At 59.7% G+C, this 18,163-nt stretch carries 17 protein-coding genes; 14 read left to right on the plus strand and 3 right to left on the minus strand.

Translation table 11 applies throughout. The features are described 5' to 3' along the window. Window positions 1-144: 144 nt before the first annotated feature. Window positions 145-843, minus strand: a complete 699-nt coding sequence (locus CAY35_RS02055) for a GNAT family N-acetyltransferase (RefSeq protein WP_109303125.1) — start codon at window positions 841-843, stop codon at window positions 145-147. A 97-nt stretch (window positions 844-940) separates the two neighbouring features. On the opposite strand from CAY35_RS02055, the gene CAY35_RS02060 reads away from it, so the two are divergent. The 6 genes from CAY35_RS02060 (at window position 941) to proC (ending at window position 9,279) form a co-directional block, all read left to right on the plus strand. After that, on the plus strand, window positions 941-2,638 hold the full coding sequence (locus CAY35_RS02060) for a DUF7059 domain-containing protein (RefSeq protein WP_109303126.1): 1,698 nt from the start codon (window positions 941-943) through the stop codon (window positions 2,636-2,638). Window positions 2,639-2,755: 117 nt separating this feature from the next. After that, window positions 2,756-3,520, plus strand: a complete 765-nt coding sequence (locus tag CAY35_RS02065) for a winged helix-turn-helix domain-containing protein (protein ID WP_109303127.1) — start codon at window positions 2,756-2,758, stop codon at window positions 3,518-3,520. Between the two features lie 197 nt (window positions 3,521-3,717). Continuing rightward, window positions 3,718-6,585, plus strand: a complete 2,868-nt coding sequence (topA, locus tag CAY35_RS02070) for a type I DNA topoisomerase (RefSeq protein ID WP_109303128.1) — start codon at window positions 3,718-3,720, stop codon at window positions 6,583-6,585. A gap of 8 nt (window positions 6,586-6,593) precedes the next feature. Continuing rightward, entirely contained in the window at window positions 6,594-7,610 is a 1,017-nt protein-coding gene (locus CAY35_RS02075; RefSeq protein WP_101630357.1) for a Ppx/GppA phosphatase family protein, read from the plus strand. Window positions 7,611-7,618: 8 nt separating this feature from the next. After that, window positions 7,619-8,458, plus strand: coding sequence for a sugar phosphate isomerase/epimerase family protein (locus CAY35_RS02080; protein ID WP_109303129.1), 840 nt, complete (start codon window positions 7,619-7,621; stop codon window positions 8,456-8,458). Next, on the plus strand, window positions 8,455-9,279 hold the full coding sequence (gene proC, locus CAY35_RS02085) for a pyrroline-5-carboxylate reductase (protein WP_109303130.1): 825 nt from the start codon (window positions 8,455-8,457) through the stop codon (window positions 9,277-9,279). Before CAY35_RS02080 ends, proC begins: the two co-directional genes overlap by 4 nt. A gap of 67 nt (window positions 9,280-9,346) precedes the next feature. Here the strand turns inward: proC and CAY35_RS02090 are convergent, their stop codons facing one another. Both CAY35_RS02090 and CAY35_RS02095 read right to left on the minus strand, forming a co-directional pair. Then, the gene (locus CAY35_RS02090; RefSeq protein ID WP_101630443.1) at window positions 9,347-9,985 is read right to left on the minus strand and encodes a potassium channel family protein; all 639 of its coding nucleotides are present in this window, start codon (window positions 9,983-9,985) and stop codon (window positions 9,347-9,349) included. A 25-nt stretch (window positions 9,986-10,010) separates the two neighbouring features. Then, entirely contained in the window at window positions 10,011-11,435 is a 1,425-nt protein-coding gene (locus CAY35_RS02095; protein WP_109303131.1) for a TrkH family potassium uptake protein, read from the minus strand. 104 nt (window positions 11,436-11,539) lie between these two features. Between CAY35_RS02095 and CAY35_RS02100 the strand changes: the two genes are divergently transcribed. From CAY35_RS02100 to CAY35_RS02135, 8 genes are all read left to right on the plus strand, one after another. Beyond that, the gene (locus tag CAY35_RS02100) at window positions 11,540-12,727 is read left to right on the plus strand and encodes an acetoin utilization protein AcuC (protein ID WP_375231735.1); all 1,188 of its coding nucleotides are present in this window, start codon (window positions 11,540-11,542) and stop codon (window positions 12,725-12,727) included. Window positions 12,728-12,823: 96 nt separating this feature from the next. Beyond that, window positions 12,824-13,306 carry an ArsR/SmtB family transcription factor gene (locus tag CAY35_RS02105; RefSeq protein ID WP_181377449.1) on the plus strand — a complete coding sequence of 161 codons (483 nt, stop codon included), beginning with the start codon at window positions 12,824-12,826 and terminating at the stop codon, window positions 13,304-13,306. Between the two features lie 216 nt (window positions 13,307-13,522). Next, complete coding sequence (locus tag CAY35_RS02110) at window positions 13,523-13,750, plus strand: helix-turn-helix domain-containing protein (RefSeq protein WP_101630362.1); 228 nt, start codon at window positions 13,523-13,525, stop codon at window positions 13,748-13,750. A 126-nt stretch (window positions 13,751-13,876) separates the two neighbouring features. Further along, on the plus strand, window positions 13,877-13,975 hold the full coding sequence (locus tag CAY35_RS02115; protein WP_009882927.1) for a 30S ribosomal protein bS22: 99 nt from the start codon (window positions 13,877-13,879) through the stop codon (window positions 13,973-13,975). Between the two features lie 118 nt (window positions 13,976-14,093). Next, a complete protein-coding gene (locus CAY35_RS02120) occupies window positions 14,094-14,327 on the plus strand; it encodes a glutaredoxin family protein (RefSeq protein ID WP_109303133.1) in 234 nt (77 codons plus the stop codon). Between the two features lie 220 nt (window positions 14,328-14,547). Further along, window positions 14,548-14,907, plus strand: a complete 360-nt coding sequence (locus CAY35_RS02125; RefSeq protein WP_109303134.1) for a peptidase inhibitor family I36 protein — start codon at window positions 14,548-14,550, stop codon at window positions 14,905-14,907. A 61-nt stretch (window positions 14,908-14,968) separates the two neighbouring features. Beyond that, window positions 14,969-15,658 (plus strand): ABC transporter ATP-binding protein, encoded by a 690-nt coding sequence (locus tag CAY35_RS02130; protein ID WP_219930434.1) that lies wholly within the window; start codon window positions 14,969-14,971, stop codon window positions 15,656-15,658. A gap of 4 nt (window positions 15,659-15,662) precedes the next feature. Continuing rightward, the gene (locus CAY35_RS02135; protein ID WP_146191895.1) at window positions 15,663-18,089 is read left to right on the plus strand and encodes an ABC transporter permease; all 2,427 of its coding nucleotides are present in this window, start codon (window positions 15,663-15,665) and stop codon (window positions 18,087-18,089) included. Window positions 18,090-18,163: the final 74 nt, after the last annotated feature.

Consider the following 18,163-nt stretch of genomic DNA (forward strand, 5'->3'; position numbering starts at 1 on the left):
TCTCTAGTGTCCCCTGCATCTTCCCACAGGATTGGCGCCTTCCCGCGGCCTGGGTCGTTATCGTTAAAAGCTCCGGCGCCGCCGCTCAATGGTGAGGGGCGACGCCGGGGGCTTGTGATCGTGCTCGCTAGCACTGACCCAACGTTAGCTTGTGTGGTCGATGCGGGCGGTGTCGTCGGCTTCTTCTGGGGTTTCGATCGCGAGCATTGCGCCGAGCAGGGTCCAGCCGAGGTGGTGGTAGAGCTCGTAGCCGTCGGTTGATGCGACGAGGAGGCCGTATTCGGCGTCGGTTTCGGTCGCGACGGATGCGAGGTAGCGGGTCACGAGCGTCCCGTAGCCCTTGCGGCGCTGGTCTGGCGCGGTGACGATCCGGTCAAACACTGCGTAGTCGCCAATCGATGCCATGTGTCCGGATGCGAGTACGGCTCCGTCTTCGCGGCGGTGGAGGGAGACCCAGGTGTGGGCTCCGTCGCGCTTTTCTTGCCAGACGAGGCTGTCCTCGGTGAGGGGTGCCTCGACGTCGTGCGCGGCTATCGGGCTGGTCATCATGACTTCGCGGTTGGCGACAACGCGGAGACCAACCTCGTGGACCTTTTCGGGCATGCTGTCGGGGTCTTCGGTGAAGACGGTGAGGCGTTGGCCGCTGTGTTCTCGCATCATGTGTGCGAGTTTTTGCAGCAGTTCGTTGTCGGGTTCGTGGACGACGTATTCCCAGTGGGCTTCGTCTTGACCTGTTCGGCGGTAGGCGTGGACTGGTCCTTCGTGGTAGGTGTCGAAGCCTCGGGCTTCGGCCCAGCCTTTGACCCAGGTGCCGATGAGCTCATCGCTTGCAATACCGTTCATGCTTGAAGCCTACAACCTACTGGGAAGTAACGGGGCGTCTGGTGAAAATATGTCTCGTCCCGCGACCTGTTTCACAGCATCTATTTAGACTGATGTCATGGTTTCTCCGGATTTTCCTGTGTTTTCTTCGCCTGAGGATGTCGCTGTGTTGCGGGCTGATCTTGCGGCGGCTCGTTTCACGTTTGATGCGGTTGTTGCGTTGGTGGGCGAGGACGCGATGGATGCGTTGGTCCGGGAGCAGCCGGCGGCGGCGCGGTGGGCTGTTGCGCAGGCCCGTGCCGCTGGAACGGGCGGCTCGGAAGCGGCCGATGGCCCAGCGGCGACGGTCGGTTCGGATGCCGGACTGGCGTCGCTGGTTGAGGTTTTCGTTTTGGGCGGTGTGGTTGGCGCCGCTGAGTTGGCCGCGGCGATGCCGGGGGTTGGCGTCGGTGGCCTGATGCGGCTGGGTTTGGTCGAGCCGGCCCCGGGTGGTGGGGTTCGTGCCGCGGTGGATCTGCGCCCGCACGCGGCTGATGATGGCTTGGAGCTGTGGGTGGCTTCGGATGTTGGTGCGCATCATCGTGAGGGTGTTTTGCGCAAGGACCATGTGTTGGGGATTGGCCAAGCGTCGTTGACGTTGGCGGCGAATACGGTGCGCCGCGAGGTTGATACGGCGTTGGATGTGGGTGTTGGCTGCGGTATTCAGACGTTCCATTTGTTGCGGCATGCCAAGCACGTGACGGCGACAGATCTTTCCGAACGTGCGCTGGCGTTCACGCGCTTCAACGCGCTGCTGAATCATGAACAGTTGGGTATCGATCCCGCCGATGTGGATGCCCGGCTGACCTTGCTGCAGGGCTCGCTGTTGGAACCGGTCGCGGGGCAACAGTTTGATCTGGTGGTCTCGAATCCGCCGTTTGTGATCACGCCTCGCACTGCGGGCGAGACTGAGGAGGATCGTTTCACGTACCGGGACGGCGGCCTTCCGGGCGACCAGTTGGTGGAAACTTTGTGGCGCGGCCTGGGCGATGTTTTGGCCCCGGGCGGTACGGCTCAGATGTTGGCGAACTGGGAGATCCCGTCCGGCGCCCACTGGGCCGAACGTTTGGATGAGTGGACGCCGGAAGACCTCGAGGCGTGGGTCATCCAGCGCGATGTTGAGTCGCCCGCTGATTACGCGCAGATGTGGTTGCGGGATGCATCGGAGGACCGTGACCCGGCGGCCGCCCAGCGTCGTTTCGGCGAGTATCTTGAGGATTTCGCCTCGCGCGATGTCGAGGGTGTTGGCTTCGGTTACGTGTGGCTGAGGCGCCCGGAACCGGGCCGCGTGCATGGTGTGGGGCGCGTGTTCGAGGAGATTCTGCGTGAGGTGGATTCTCCTTTGGGTCCGTGGCTTGAGCGCGAGATCACAGCGGCCGATGCGTTGGTGGGCGTCGATGTGGCGTCAGTGCGCGCTGTTGTTGCGGATGATGTGACGGTTGAGTCGTATGGCAAGCCGTTGGATCCGCATCCGCAGATGCTGATCCTGCGGCAGGGGTCCGGGCTGCGTCGCACGCATGCGTTGACGACCGAGCAGGCTGGGTTGGTTTCGGCGTGCGATGGTGATGTTCCGGTGGGTGCGTTGGCGGCGGCGGTCGTGGAGCTGACGTCCGGCGGCGCGGCAGACCAGGACGGCTCAGTTCAGGGCAGCGCAGTTCAGGAAAGCGCCGCAGATCAAGAGAGCACAGCAACCCAAGAAAACACAGCGCAGCAGGTGAGCGGCTTGGTTGATTTCGCTGCTGTTTTGTTGAGGCAGGGTTTGCTTGTTCTGGAGTAATACTGCCTTGGCGGGCGATGTGATTTACTCCACATTGTGGGATAATTAAAGGGTCTGCAGTTATTGTCTGTGGGTTGTCGTTGCGCTAGGGTGTCCTGGCTTGCTCGGGGGTGTTGTATGTCGCCTGTTTCCGATCCGAATGATTCAAAGGTGACCGGCCGTCGCCGGACTTCCGCCGCTTCGGCCGCGTCGGCGAAGGTTGATGTCCTTGCTGGCCCGGCTGCGGATGCAACGGCGACGATCGATGCGGGCGATGGGCGCCAGATTGTGGTGACGGATCCGAAGGCGATCAAGGCGTTGACGCACCGTGCTCGGGTTCTAGCGATCGATGAGTTGTTCGGTTCGCGCTCCACGCGCACGGCTACTGAGCTCGCGGAGCTGACGGGGTTGACGCCGTCGGCGATGAGTTATCACTTGCGTGAGTTGGAACGTTTCGGCCTCGTGAAGCGGGTTCCAACCCCGAAAGGCGCTACGAGTGACGGCCGCGAGCGGCACTGGCGGGCCACGGGCGATTCCGTCATGACGGCCTCGAGTGGTGGCCAGCCGACTCAGTTGACGGATTACGCGCAGACGCGGCTGGATGCGTACCGCGAAAAGCTGATCGCGGAGATCGAATACCGCGAGCAGAACCGTCGCGCTGATTCTGAAGCGCCCGCCCCGGCGTACATGTATTTCGGTTCGCTCTTCTTGGATGAAGAAACCGAGAAAGAATTTCTGCAGCGGCTGAGTGAGCTCGAGGAGGAGTTCACGGCCCGCTCGCGTGAAGCTGAGGATCCGGATGTTCCGCGTCGTCGTACCTATTACTTGCTTTCGGGGCTTCCGGACCGTGCGCGTCCGTTCCCTGGCGAGAAGGGGATCAGCCCGATTCCGTACACGCCGTAGGTAGATCCATCCTCGCGGCCACAACCCCCGCCCCCGCACCCGGACCCCAGCAGGCCGAACAGAACACACGCGGTGTAACGCGTGGCGCAGATTAACTCGTGGTGACAAGCGTGCGATACGTTTGGCACGCTAGGGTTAGGAACTGATGAGGGGCATGCCGTCCGGTGTGTCTCACCTGTCGGGTTTCGAGGAGTGCTGTGCCCGCCACTAAGAATAAAACCGGTAAGAAGCTCGTGATCGTCGAGTCCCCGGCGAAGAGTAAGTCCATTGCCAAGTACTTGGGTGATGGTTTCGTCGTGGACGCGTCGGTGGGCCACATTCGTGACCTGCCGCAGCCTAAAGAGCTGCCTGCGGAGTTGAAGAAGACGTCCGTGGGTAAGTTCGCGGTGGACGTGGATCACGGTTTCGAGCCGTATTACGTGGTGTACCCGGATAAGAAGAAGCGGGTCACGGATCTGAAGCGTGAGCTCAAGGATGCTGACGCTTTGTATCTCGCGACCGATGCCGACCGTGAAGGTGAGGCGATCTCGTGGCACCTTTTGGAGGTTTTGAAGCCTAAGGTGCCGGTGTACCGGATGACCTTCACGGAGATCACCAAGGAATCGGTTCAGCGCGCTCTTGAGAACCTGCGTGATCTGGATATGGATCTGGTCGATGCGCAGGAGACCCGCCGTATTTTGGACCGTATTTACGGTTACGAGATTTCCCCGGTTTTGTGGCGCAAGGTGGGCCCTGGGCTTTCGGCTGGCCGCGTGCAGTCTGTTGCTACGCGTTTGGTGGTTGAGCGTGAGCGTGAGCGCATGGCGTTCGTTCCGGCGGAGTATTGGGATGTTTCTGGCGAGTTCGTTGCGGGCTCGGGCGAGGCGTTCCGTGCGCGCTTGACGCAGGTTGACGGCCGCCGCGTTGCTACGGGCCGCGACTTCAACGATGAAGGCCAGTTGCGTCCAGCGGCTCAGAAGGCCGATGTGGTGGTCCTGAAGGAAGCCGATGCGTCGTCGTTGGCTGATGGGCTGGCTGGGGCGTCGTGCTCTGTGGTTTCGGTTGAGGAGAAGCCGTACACGCGTCGTCCTTTTGCTCCGTTTACGACCTCGACTTTGCAGCAGGATGCTTCGCGGAAGCTGCGTTTCTCGTCGCGGGTCACGATGCAGGTTGCGCAGCGTCTGTATGAGAACGGTTTCATCACCTATATGCGTACCGACTCGGTGAGCCTTTCGGGTGAGGCGATCAACGCTGCTCGCCGCCAGATCACCGAGCTGTATGGCGCGGATCATGTGGCTCCGAAGCCGCGCGTGTATTCCTCCAAGAATGCTGCCGCGCAGGAGGCTCACGAGGCGATCCGCCCGGCGGGGGACTCGTTCCGCACCCCGGCGCAGGTCAAGAATGTTTTGAGCCCTGATGAGTTCCGTTTGTATGAGCTGATCTGGAAGCGCACTGTGGCCTCGCAGATGGCTGATGCGAAAGGTTCGACGGCCACGGTCAAGGTTCAGGGTGAGGCCGCGGATGGTCGCGTGGCTGAGTTCTCGGCCTCGGGTACGGTCATCACGTTCCCTGGTTTCCTTGCTACTTATGAGGAAGGTAAGAGCGAGGAAGCTAAGGAGAAGGGCCAGCAGGTTCGGTTGCCTAAGTTGGCGCAGGGTGATGCGTTGACGAGCCAGGACGTCGAGGCGGAGGGTCACAAGACGACGCCTCCGGCCCGCTACACGGAAGCCTCGATTGTTGCTGAGCTTGAGAAGCGTGAGATCGGCCGCCCGTCGACGTACGCTCCGACGATTTCTACGATCATGGACCGCGGTTATGTCACCAAGCGTGGTGGCGCGTTGGTTCCGTCGTGGACCGCGTTTTCGGTGATCCGCCTGCTCGAGGAGCACTTCGGCCAGTACGTGGATTACGATTTCACGGCTCGTCTTGAAGACGACCTGGATAAGATCGCCGCTGGCCAGCTCAAAAATGAGGACTGGTTGTCTTCGTTCTATTTCGGTGACAGCGCCGCCGAGGGTTTGAAGAACGTCGTGGATCAGTTGGGCGAGATCGATGCCCGCGCGATCAACTCGATCAAGATCACGGATGACATCACGCTGCGCGTGGGTAAGTTTGGCCCGTATCTTGAGAAGGCACTCCCTGAGGATGCGGAGCCGGGCAAGGAGCCGTTGCGTGCGAATGTTCCGGAGGACTTGGCTCCGGATGAGTTGACGCCGCAGAAGGCTCAGGAGCTCATGGATGCCGCTGTTGAGGGTGACCGCGAGCTGGGCCGCCACCCGGAGACTGGCCACATGATTGTGGCTAAGGACGGCCGTTACGGTCCGTACGTGACTGAGGTTATTCCTGAGATGACGGAGGAAGAGCTTCAGGCTTATTACGATTCGATCCCGACCGAGTACTACAAGAACGGGAACCCGAAGCCGAAGAAGAAGCCGGCTAAGCAGAAGCCTAAGACCGCGAGCCTGTTCAAGGGTATGAGCCCTGCGACGGTTACGTTCGAAGAGGCCGTGAAGCTCATGTCGCTTCCGCGGCACGTGGGCACGGATGCCGACGGTACGGAGATTGTGGCGGCGAATGGTCGCTTTGGTCCGTACCTCAAGAAGGGCATGGACTACCGCTCGCTGCAGACCGAGGAAGAGATTTTCACGGTCACTGAGGAGCAGGCCCGTGAGATTTATGCGCAGCCTAAGCAGCGTGGCCGCGGTGCAGCTAAGCCGCCGTTGGCTGAGTTCGGTGAGGACCCGAACTCGGGTGGCAAGATCGTTGTGAAGTCGGGCCGTTTCGGTGATTACATCACTGACGGCAAGACGAACGTCACGATCCCTCGCGGCACAACCGTTGAGCAGCTGACCAAGGAGCAAGCGATCGACTTGCTCATGGAGAAGCGCGCCAAGGTCGCCGCGAAGGGCGGATCGACCGCAAAGAAGACGACGTCTCGAAAGACCACCACTCGCAAGACCACAGCTACCAAGACCACAGCCGCCAAGAAAACCACGGCAGCCAAAACAACCGCTGCTAAGAAGACGACAGCCGCGAAGACGACCGCGACCAAGCGGACGTCTACCGCTAAGAAGAAGAGCGAGTAGGCCCCGCCGTGCGTCTAGGTGTTTTGGATATCGGCTCGAACACGGTGCATTTGTTGCTCGTGGATGCGTTCCCGGGCGCTCGCCCTACGGCGTTCGCGTCGTATAAGCAGCAGCTTTCGCTGGTTCGCTATCTTGATCCGCGTGGTGCGGTGACGGATGAGGGCCGGCAGGCGCTGTTGTCTTTCGTGGATGAGGCCGTGGATTTCGCTCGCCGTCACCGGGCGGAGGACCTGCTCGCGTTCTGTACCTCCGCGTTGCGTGAGGCGCTGAACGGGCCGGACATCATTCGCGAGGTTGAACGGTTGTCTGGAGTTAAGCTTCAGGAGCTCACGGGCGAAGAAGAGTCGGCGATGACGTTCTTCGCTGCCCGCCGCTGGTTCGGCTGGGGCGTGCGTGACCTCATGGTTTTGGACATCGGTGGCGGCTCGTTCGAGGTAGCGATTGGCCGGAACGAGTTCCCTGACCTCGCGGTGTCCATGCCGTTGGGCGCTGCCCGTTTGACTAAGGATTTCTTGCCGGGTGACCCACCGAAGAAGGCTTTGGTGGGGCGTCTGCGTGACTACATTGCGGGCGTCATCGAGGAGCCGTTGAACAGGTTCGCGAACGAGGTCGAGCCTGACCTTGTGGTCGCGACGTCCAAGACGTTCCGCACGTTGGCGCGCATGAGTGGTGCCGCATCGGAGGCTGACGGCCCGTTCTTGGTGCGGACGCTGTCGTTGAAGGACGTCCGCAAGTGGGCTCAGAAGTTGGTTTCGTTGTCGTTCGATGAGCGGGCTGAGTTGGATGGTGTGTCGCCTATTCGTGCCCCTCAGTTGCTGGCCGGGGCGGTTGCCGCGGAGATGGTCATGGAGAAGCTGGGGGTCAAGGAGGTCCGCATTTGTCCGTGGGCTTTGCGCGAGGGCCTTCTGATGCACCGCTTTGATCGGCTGTTGCGTGATTACGATGTGATCGATGACGAGTACGCTGGTGTTGGGGATGTTGATGCCCTCAAGGAGAATCTCCACCTGGTTCCGCCGGCACGCTAGGAGCTACGTTGTCTGTTGACCCATCGTCGTCTGCTTCTGAGGGTGTCCCCGTCTATCTTTCGACGACGTGCGCGTTCCCGAAGGGCCCTGAGCGGGCGTTCCAGTTGGCTCGGGACTTGGGTTACGACGGCATCGAGGTCTTGGTAACGGGTAACGCCACGACCCGCACGGGCGACGAACTATATGCGCTGGTCCAGAGGTATCAGGTTCCGGTTGCCGCGATTCATGCGCCCACGCTGTTGTTTACGCAGCAGGTGTGGGGTGGCGCGTGGAAGAAGATCCAGCGTTCCGTTTTGCTCGCGCACGAGATGGGGGTCCGCACCATCGTGGTGCATCCGCCGTTCCGTTGGCAGGGCAAGTATGCGACGGGTTTCGCTGAGGGTGTGCGCCGCTCGAACGAGGAGTACGGCGTGGTGATCGCCGTCGAGAACATGTATCCGTGGCGTGCCGCGGGGCAGAAGAACAGCAAGATGTACCGCCCTCACTATGATCCGGTGCCGTTGGACTATGACTTTGTGACGTGGGATTTTTCGCACGCGGCGATCGCCCGGGCGGATTCGCTGGCGTCGGTCAAGGCGCTGGGTTCCCGTTTGACGCACCTGCATGTGTGCGATGGGACAGACAGCGGTAAGGACGAGCACCTCCCGCCGGGGATGGGGACGCAGCCTGTCGCCGAAACGCTGCAGTACCTCGGGGATTCGGGCTGGCAAGGCTCCGCGACGGTTGAGGTTACAACGCGGCGGTGGCGCAAAGAACCCGATGGCGTTGAACGGATCCTGGCCGAATGCCTCGACTTCACGCGCACCCACCTGCAAGGTACGCCGTCGAATGAAATACTGGCCCCATGACTGATATGCGGATTGCTTTTATCGGAACTGGAAACATGAACGGCGCGATCCTCGAGGGCGCGCTCAAGGCAGGCGTTTCGAAGGATTCGGTGGTGGTCACGACCCGCAGCGCGGAGAGCGCTGAGGCGTGGAGCAAGAATCAGGGTATTGAGGCGTTGTCGCAGCAGGAGGATGAGCGCGCGAACCTGCGGGCGGTTTCCGGCGCTGATGTCGTGTTGATGGGCGTCAAGCCGCACATGATGGTTGAGGTTTTGACGGAGCTTGCCCCGGAGCTCAAGCCCGATGCGGTGGTCGTCTCGATTGCGGCTGCGGTGAGTGTTGAGCAGCTTGAGGCGGCGGTGTCCGCTGGCCAGCCGGTGGTGCGCACGATGCCGAATACTCCGCTTCAGTATGGTTCTGGCGTTGTGGGCTTGGTGCGTGGCACGAACGCGACGGACGAGCACGTCCGCGCGGTTTCACAGATTTTCGAGGGTGCCGGCCGGGTGTTTGAGATCCCGGAGTCGCAGATTGATGCGTTGACGGCGGTTTCGGGTTCGGGCCCGGCCTACGCGTTCTTCTTGGCTGAGGCCATGGCTAAGGGTGGCGTTGAGCTGGGGCTGGATCCTGAGTTCGCTCGCGAGCTTGCGGCCGCAACCGTTGCTGGCGCGGGCGCGATGTTGGCTCAGGACGAGCGCGAGCCCGCCGAGTTGCGTCGCGCTGTGACGTCCCCGGGCGGCACCACTGAGGCCGCGATCAACACGATGGCAGCCGAGGGCTTCAGCGAAGCCGTTGTGGCTGGCCAGAAGGCGTGCGCTGACCGCGCCGCCGAAATGGCTGGCTAAGCTCGCGCCGCCGAGATGGCCGGCTGAGGCACAGCCACGCAACCTCGCCGGCCCGAAGGCCCAACCCTTATGGGCGCCCGGCGAACCGTTCGATGAGGTCGACGTGCCCGGACACGATGAGCATGTCGCGCGGCGTGATGAGGGTGTCGGCTTGGGCGTAAGCGAATTCTTCGCCGGGGGATTTCACGCCAAGAACGGTGACCCCGTACTTTTCGCGCACGCGTGACTGCGCGAGCGTGAACCCCTGGGTTTCTTTCGGCGGCTGCATTTTCACGATCGCGAAGTCGTCTTCGAATTCGATGAAGTCGACCATGCGGCCGCCCACGAGGTGTGCGGTGCGTACGCCGGCGTCGGCTTCTGGGTAGATGACGTTGGTTGCGCCGATGCGGGAGAGGATTTTCCCGTGGGCTGGGGTGATGGCTTTCGCCCAGATGTGTTCAACGCCGAGGTCGACGAGGTTCACGGTGGTGAGCACGGAGGATTCGATCGAGGTTCCGACGCCGACCACGGCGGAGCTGAAATCGCTTGCGCCGAGTTGGCGGAGGGCTTCGATGTTGGTCGCGTCGGCTGCGACGGCGTGGGTCACGCGGTCGGCGAAGTTTTGGACGAGTTCGGGGCTGCGTTCTACTGCGAGGACTTCGCGGCCCATGCTCACGAGTTGTTCTGCGACGGCGGCGCCGAACCGGCCGAGCCCGATCACGAGCACGGGGGAGTGCTTGGGTGTTTGTTGATCAGCCAATGATCGGCCTTTCTTCTGGCAGTTGGTAGAGCTGGCGGCGTTGCCGCAGGGTCAGTGCGGTCGCGAAGGTTACGGTGCCGAGGCGCCCGGTGAACATGAGTCCGCAGAGGACGTATTTGCCGAAGTCGGGGAGTTCGGCGGAGAGGTTGGTTGATAGTCCTACGGTAGCGAACGCGGAGATCGATTCGAGCACGACGTGTTCGAGCGGTGCATCGGGTTTCGCGAAGAGGATGAGGATGATCCCGAGCGTAATGATGCTTGCGGCGAGTGCGGTCACGGCGATCGCGATGCGGAGCGCGGCTTCGGGGAGGCGGCGGCCGAACACGTGGACGTGTTCTGTACCGCGGGCTTCGGCGAGGATCGCCAGGAACAGGATTGCGAGCGTCGTGAGTTTGATGCCGCCCGCTGTGGATGCGGAGCCGCCACCGACGAACATGAGCGCGTCGGTCACGACCATGGTTGCGGGGTGGAGGTCGGTTTGGTTGACCAACGCCATGCCGCCTGAGCGGGTCATGATGGAGGCGAAGAGGGCATAGACGATCTTGTCGCCGACTGGCAGGTCGCCGATGGTGGCTTTGTTGTTCCATTCGATGCCGCCCCAGATGACCCAGCCGACGACCACGAGGATGAGCGCGGTCGTGACGGTGAGCTTGGTGTGGAGGTTCCACTTGCGGGCATGGAAGTGGTGGCGTAGCAACACGAATATGACGGGGAAGCCAAGCGCGCCGGTGAACACGGCGATCATGAGGGGGAACAGGATCCACAGGTCGTGGCTGAAGTTGGCGAGGTCGTCGATGTGGGCGGTGAAGCCGGCGTTGTTAAAGGCGGAGACGGCATAGAAGGTTCCATGCCAGAGCCCGTGGGCGAAATCTTCGCCGCGGATCCAGAAGCGGACGGTCAGCCAGAGGGCGACCACAAATTGGATGGTGACCGCCGTTGTGATGACAACGCGCAGCAGCGAGCCGACTTCGCCGAGTTTTGAGGACGCAGTTTGGGACATGGCCTGTTGCGCCATGAGTTTGCCGCGCACACCGAGTTTGCGGGACACAGCCATCGAAAGCAACGAGGCGAGCGTCATGATTCCGAGGCCGCCCACGAACACCGCGATGATCATGACGAGTTGGCCGAAGAAGGTCCAGTGTCCGGCGGTTGAGACGGTCGTGAGGCCGGTGACGCAGAACGCGGAGACCGCGGTGAACATCGCGTCTGCGAGCGGGGTTGGTTCGCCGGTGCGTGATGCGATGGGTAGCGAGAGCAGAGTTGTGAAGAAGGCGATGCCGACGGCGAACACGAGGATCGTGAGCCGTGCGGGGGAGCTCGCGATGAGCCGGTTGGTGTGGTTCCGCGCTTGGTGCATGCCGCGTAACAGGACGTTGCGTTGCCCGTCCTGGGGGTTGCGGATGTAGCGTGGAGTCATGGAAGCCTTCTGAGGGGTGCGGTTCGCTCGCGCGCGTCATATAGGCGTGCTTACCGGTTCCATTGAACCACCTCGGGACTGTGACGGCTAAGGTGATGAGTGTGATGTCTTCAGCTAACCCTTCGGTGACTGTTGTTTATGACCGGCACATGAGTGCGTACCGGTTTTCTGACAACCACCCCATGAATCCTGAACGCATGCGTATGACTGCTGATTTGTTGGAGCAGTTGGATGTGATGGAGCAGGTGGGTGGCCGTTTTTCGTCGTCGTATTCGGCCTCGGATGATGAGCTGTTTCAGATTCACACGCCGGAGTATGTTGCGGCGGTGAAGCGTGCTGGTGAGGGGCACGCGGATGAGGCTTTCGGGTTGGGTACGGAAGATAACCCGATTTTCCCGGATATCCATGATGCGGCTGCGCGCTTGTATGGGGCTTCGCTGATGGGTGCCGCCCTGGTTTTGGGCGATGCTGGCGTTCCGGTGGTGAACTTCGGTGGCGGTATGCACCACGCGCATTCGGGTAACGCGAGCGGTTTCTGTATTTATAACGATGCGGCGGCAGCTATTTTGCGTTTGCTTTCTTCGGGTGTGAAGAAGGTGATGTATATCGATGTGGATGCTCACCATGGCGATGGTGTGCAGGATATTTTCTATGATGACCCGCGTGTGATGACGGTTTCGTTGCATGAGTCGGGGCGTTCGTTGTTCCCGGGGACGGGTTTCCCGAATGAGACGGGTGGCCCGAACGCGCCAAATTCGGCGGTGAATGTCGCGTTGCCTGCGGGTATTCGGGATAACGGGTGGCTGCGAGCGTTTACGGCGATTGTTCCGGCCGTTGCGCGGGCGTTTGAGCCTGAGGTGATTGTTTCTCAGCACGGTTGTGACGGCCATGAGCTGGATCCGTTGACGAACTTGCGTTTGAGCATTGATGGTCAGCGGCAGACTGCGATCGAGATCGCTTACCTCGCGCAGGAGCTGACGGAGAACCGTTGGCTCGCCACGGGTGGCGGCGGTTATGACATTGCGCGGACGGTTCCGAGGGCCTGGACGCATCTGGTTGCGGTTGCGGCTGGTAAGCCGTTGGATGTTCAGACGCCGGTGCCGCAGAAGTTCCGTGACTACATTTCGGAGCGTTATGGCGTTGATGCTCCGGAGAAGATGGGCGACGAGGCCGAGCTGTGGTGGCGCGGCTGGGAGATGGGCTATGACCCTGCGGACCCGGTTGACCGCGCGATCATGGCTACTCGTAAGGAAGCGTTCCCCGGTTTGGGGCTAGACCCTTGGTTCGACTAGTTCCTTGGTTCGACTAGACCTTGATTCACAACTTTGGGAGGGCGGCGTGCGTGTCGCCCTCCCTTTTTCATGCCTTTTGGGGCATATGCTGGTTGTGTGGCGCAGGATATTTTCCATGTTTTGAGTGATCCGACTCGCCGCCAGCTCGTGGAGTTGTTGGCGGCGTCAGATGAGTTGAGCGTGTCTGATTTGGTGGCTTCAGTTGATGCGAGCCAGCCAACGGTCTCGAAGCACTTGAAGGTCTTGCGCGATGGCGGTGTTGTGGAGACGCGGGCGGACGGCCAGCGACGTTTGTATTCGTTGGTGCCGGATGCGCTGGTGGGTGCGTTGGAGTGGGTCGCCCAGGTTCACGATGCTGCGGCGGGTTCCACCGGGGAGGCTGAAGCCTCCGGTGCGACTGCCGCCGCTGATGTCGCGGCCACCGATGACAAGACCGCTGTTGAGCAGGTTGTTGTTAAAGAAGCTGAAGATGCACCGGAGGATGCGGCGCACCGGATCGTTCAGAACGTGGGCCGGCAGATTGAATCTGTGACGGAGAAGGCGCAGACGTTTTTCCAGCGTTTCGGACGCCGAAAATAGATTCTTCCCTGTATTTCCACGGGTTTCGGCGGCCTGACGCCTCTATCTGCGTTTATTCTCATCCGACACACCAGGCACCCGAATTCACACTTGGCACTTCTGCAACGTAAACTGTCATTCAGAGTCGGCCTGACGTAGGCGGAATGGTGTGTTTCCGTTCCGGTTTTGTTGCGGGGCGCGGCTTTGTCACTTCACTAGGAAGCAGAGGTCCACTTCATGAATGAACCCAGCAACTTCTCTGATGCGCGTTTCATGACCGTCGCAGAGGTCGCGGACGTAATGCGTGTATCTAAGATGACCGTGTATCGCCTGGTTCATTCTGGCGAGTTGCCTGCGGTTCAGTTTGGTCGCTCTTACCGTGTCCCGGAGTCTGCGGTGCAGCACTACCTTGGTCAGGCCATGACGCAGAACGTTCAGCAGAACCGTCAGACGGGTACCGCCTGATCGTTGTGAAGGTGCGGCGCTGAGGCCTCGAATCGCGCCGTGGTGAACTTCCTGTAAACTGGGGTGAATGGTGCCCGCGGGTGCCACGATTTTTGTCAGGCCGATGTGGGACGGAAAGGAGCATCGATGGGTTCCGTCATTAAGAAGCGCCGTAAGCGTATGTCGAAGAAGAAGCACCGCAAGCAGCTGCGCAAGACGCGCCACCAGCGTCGCAACAAGAAGTAAGCAGCTTTCGAGCTTTCTACGTGGGTCCACCCTGTGGGTGCGGCCCACGTTGTGTTTAACAGGCGGTATGTTTAACGGTCAGTGTTGAAACGGCTGTTCCAGCGGAGGGTGAGCGAGTATGAAGCTTGAGTTGTACACCAAGCCGGGATGTCATTTGTGCGCGGCGGCCCGCGCCACGATGGATGAGGTCACTGCAGAATTCGGGATGGCTTGGGACGATGTGGACATTTCTGTCGATGCGGATCTTATGGACCGATTCGCGGAGGAGATCCCGGTTCTCATGGTGGATGGAGTCCAACGGGATTTCTGGCATATCGACCCGGAAAGGCTCCGCAGGATCCTCGCGGGATAGTAAAGCCACAAGAAAAATAGCAGGGCCCTTGGAGTGAAAACTTCGAGGGCTGTGCCGTTTAAAGACCAATCAGCGCGCGAGAGCCTCGGCGTTATTGAAACGTTATATGGAGAGTAATTGACCGTGAGGTAAATCACGTATATATCTTTCTCTAGCACCGCGTGGTGCTTTTTATAAAGTTACTGCCTCCTCGTGAGGCCATGCTCAAAAGGATGACGTCATGAAGATGAAAAAGCTTTGTGCCGCTCTAGCCGTGGTTGCAGCCGGAATCGGTTTCGCTCAACCCGCGCAAGCCGCAGCTAAAGACTGCGGCACGAATCTAGTTTGCTTGTTCGAACATAAGGACTTCGGAGGACTTCTAGGATCCCGCAGAGCGGGGTTAAAGGTGATGAACCTCTCGGACCGAGCGAATGACAAGATGAGTTCATGGATGAACCGCACTAGCCGGAACGCTGCTTGGTATGAGCATGCGAATGGTTTAGGGAAGTGTTACACCATGCGGCAAAATTCGATTCAAAACTCTATCGGATGGTTCGCTAATGATACCGCTTCGTCCTGGCGGACGGATCGCGGCTGCTAACTGTTTTTACTGGTTTCCGGGGTGCAGTTAGCAAGCTGCACCCCGGCCTTTTTAAAGAGGCATGATGACTACTGTGACGGTGGAAAACGTCCACAAATATTTGGGTGTAGGCGCGCAGCGCACGCACGTTTTGCGAGGTATTGATCTTCAGGCTTCGGCCGGAGAGTTTGTTGGATTAGCAGGTAAGAGCGGTTCAGGTAAAACGACCCTTTTACGTGCCATTGCTGGCTTGATTCCTGTGGATAAGGGCCGAATTGATGTTCTTGGTATAGATGTAGGTCAGGCCAGTGAGGCGCAGGTTCTGGACCTGCGGCGTAACGTGGTCGGTTTCGTGCACCAGGATGACCTGTTGATCCAGGAACTGACGGCTGCTGAGAACGTGATGCTCGTGTTGTCTGCAGCGGGTGTTTCACAGCTCGATGCTGAAGCTATGGCTAAGGAGTCGTTGACTCGCGTGGGCTTGGGAGAGTTGCTGGACCGATACCCAGCTGAGCTTTCCCGCGGCCAATGCCAACGCGTCGGTATCGCGCGCGCGCTGAGCGGCGAGCGGCGCGTGCTGCTTGCCGATGAGCCATCAGCTGCGTTGGACACTGAGAACTCTCATGCGATGTTCGGATTGTTCCGTGACCTAGCGGAAGCTGGTAGCACGGTGATCGCTACGAGCCATGACCCGATCATGAACGAGTACTGCCATACCGGCTATGCCTTGGTTGACGGGCGTATAGAGGCAGGTGAGGTTCGTGGTGGGTAGGTATGTGGAGAAGATCCTCGGTAAAAAGGGCCGATATCGCTTCGTGCTTGTGGTGCTAGCCGTTGTGGTAGGCATGCTGAGCTGGGTGGCCACAGCTGACAGACAAATGTCAATGAAACCTGCCGATAACGCTCAGATGCAGTTTGGAGACAGGGCGGCGCGGCTACAGATGCCTCTTTATGCAAATGCCGGCGAGAAGGAATCTGTGCGCTCGGTGTTGAACCGGCCAGGGGACGGCGTGATCGCTGTAGCCACCGGTACTGACCTGTATTTGGATACTGATCAAGAGCATCGTAGGGCCATGAGCGAGGGGGATTGGCCACACATTGGTCAGGAGTTTGGGTATACCCTCACTTCTGGGCGGTGGGCTGATAAGCCTGGCGAGGTCGTAGTTGCCGGAGAATCTGATCTCTCAGAGGGTGAAACGGTAACTGGGTTAGAAGGAAATGTAAAGCTGACGGTTGTGGGTAAAGCCGAGTATAGATTCCTTCCCGGATTAGAAAGGCTTCTGGCATTCCCTGGCACGTGGAACACGATCGACTCCGCGGCATCGGAGATCAGTGCTGCAGCCATATCGACAACGTTGTATTCCAGCGCTATCACTAACCGCGAGGCGCTGGAGGAGTATGTTTATTCGCATCTTGATGAGAAAACGGCGGCGCAACTCGAGTCACTTGACGGTGACGCGTTGGGGGCCGGGTTCCTAGAACGTTCTTTTGTTGAAGACCGCCCTCACCGTGGGATAGCCGATCAATACTCCTTTGTGTTTGGTGTATTCGCACTTCTATTACCGATGTCCCTAGTCGCTTTCTTATGGGCCTGGTCTAAGAAACTTCTAGCGCCAGTAAATAATCAGTTGTATGGGTTGGGTGTGAATCCAGCGCCTTTGTGGAAAACCGCATTCAGAAAGATCGGGCTTGCTGTCGCCCTTGCATCTGTCCTGGGCATGGCGTTGGGGGTTGGTGTTGCTTGGTTGCTAGCTCCGGCGCTGGCTGATCTCGTAGGTATTCAAGGCCCAGGGCCGCAGATCCCAACCAAGTGGTTGGCCGTCATCGCAGTTGGGGTGATCGTCAGTTTCGTAGCGGGTGGCATTATCACGCGTCCGCGAGTAAGCCGCTCCGTTGCCGTGGGCACCTCCGCGGACAGAGCCCAGCGAGCATTTTCTTCCAAGAAATTGCTCTGGGGTACGGGTGTCGCAGCAGTTCTCACACTGGTAGGCGTGGGTGTCGCATCGGGGCAACTGGGAATTGATGTCCTCGAAACGTGGGCGCCGCTGCCGGTAGCTGTGTGGTCTTTGTTCTTGTCGTTGGCAATTACTGGTTATATGAGCCGAAAATCTCCCATCAAACCACGGCCGCTCGCGCAGCGACTATCTACGTACCATCGAGCCTTGACAGTTTTTGCTATCGCTCTGCTCAGTATTGCTATCGGTAATCTCATGTTCAGCTCGACTTTTGCTCAAAGCATCACGGCCGCCCAGAACAAGTCATTGATCTCACCGTTGCCTGATGATCAATTCGGTGTTGAACAGGAACATGCGAACGGGCTTAAAGCTAGCGAGAAGACAGTCAACGACCTCGCGCATAAGCTCGGGCTCAAGGAGCCGGTGGCAGTGACAAACACAAGAGGCCAGTTCGACATCATAGAGGGCGTCGATGGGTCGTACGGTATCAGCGCTGTTGATGATGCGGACGATCTCGGGAGGATTCTTGGTCGCGCGCTAAGCAGCGAGGAGGCTGCCACCTTAGACAAGGGCGGTCTGCTTGTGCGTGATTCGGCGTTTCTAGACGGATCTGAAGCTCGTGTTTTTTCTGAGAGCCTTCCAGATGGTGAGCTACTCCCCGCAGCTCAGGCAGATTTCGGCGAGCACTGGGAAGCAAACGCAGCTGCATTCATGCTTACTAAGACAGCTAAAGAGCATCGGCTATCGCTTGAAGGATTGAGGTGGGTCTTCACTGATCTGTCTGACTCGCAGCAGAAAGAGCTCCTGGCCGGGGCGCTAGAGAGCCGGATTTCCCGCGATCTCTTGCAGGTTCCTCTCAAGCAAGAAGCGAGTACGCCAAGCAACGTGTATTTCAGCTTGGCGTCCGCGTTGATCGGCTCCTGTGTGATCGTGATCATGGTGAGCCGCACTAACGCGAAGAGCTTGGAAGCATTGAGTTCAACGTTCTGGACGCTGGGCCTGCCGGCCTCGTGGCAACGCTGGGTGCTCAGGTGGAGCATCGGTAGCATTGCGGTCAAAGCGTTCGTGCTGGGGCTGATTACGGGCCTTGGGACCGCAGCTCTGGTCTCACAACTCATGGGTGATGTGTTGCCTTTCACCATTGACTGGATGACCATCCTGTATGCTGCGGCGGCACTCGTTCTAGGGTCGATTATGGGCCTACTTATTGTGGGGCTATCAAGTCGGAAGAACAACGCTCACGCCTAGAAAAGAGGAATCTAAAATGGGCTGGCGGACACCCCCTTTCAGGGTGTCCGCCAGCCCATTTATTGTGGCGCGTT

It is taken from the genome of Pseudoglutamicibacter cumminsii (assembly GCF_003143995.1).
Taxonomy (GTDB): Bacteria; Actinomycetota; Actinomycetes; order Actinomycetales; family Micrococcaceae; genus Pseudoglutamicibacter; species Pseudoglutamicibacter cumminsii_B.

Excerpts from the sequence above, each read along its gene's own strand:
- CAY35_RS02130 (WP_219930434.1), top strand. The coding sequence starts at position 14,969 with ATGATGACTACTGTGACGGTGGAAAACGTCCACAAATATTTGGGTGTA.
- CAY35_RS02065 (WP_109303127.1), top strand. The coding sequence starts at position 2,756 with ATGTCGCCTGTTTCCGATCCGAATGATTCAAAGGTGACCGGCCGTCGC.
- CAY35_RS02120 (WP_109303133.1), top strand. The coding sequence starts at position 14,094 with ATGAAGCTTGAGTTGTACACCAAGCCGGGATGTCATTTGTGCGCGGCG.
- CAY35_RS02095 (WP_109303131.1), bottom strand. The coding sequence starts at position 11,435 with ATGACTCCACGCTACATCCGCAACCCCCAGGACGGGCAACGCAACGTC.
- CAY35_RS02125 (WP_109303134.1), top strand. The coding sequence starts at position 14,548 with ATGAAGATGAAAAAGCTTTGTGCCGCTCTAGCCGTGGTTGCAGCCGGA.
- CAY35_RS02115 (WP_009882927.1), top strand. The coding sequence starts at position 13,877 with ATGGGTTCCGTCATTAAGAAGCGCCGTAAGCGTATGTCGAAGAAGAAG.
- CAY35_RS02060 (WP_109303126.1), top strand. The coding sequence starts at position 941 with ATGGTTTCTCCGGATTTTCCTGTGTTTTCTTCGCCTGAGGATGTCGCT.
- CAY35_RS02100 (WP_375231735.1), top strand. The coding sequence starts at position 11,540 with ATGTCTTCAGCTAACCCTTCGGTGACTGTTGTTTATGACCGGCACATG.
- proC (WP_109303130.1), top strand. The coding sequence starts at position 8,455 with ATGACTGATATGCGGATTGCTTTTATCGGAACTGGAAACATGAACGGC.
- CAY35_RS02055 (WP_109303125.1), bottom strand. The coding sequence starts at position 843 with ATGAACGGTATTGCAAGCGATGAGCTCATCGGCACCTGGGTCAAAGGC.
- CAY35_RS02110 (WP_101630362.1), top strand. The coding sequence starts at position 13,523 with ATGAATGAACCCAGCAACTTCTCTGATGCGCGTTTCATGACCGTCGCA.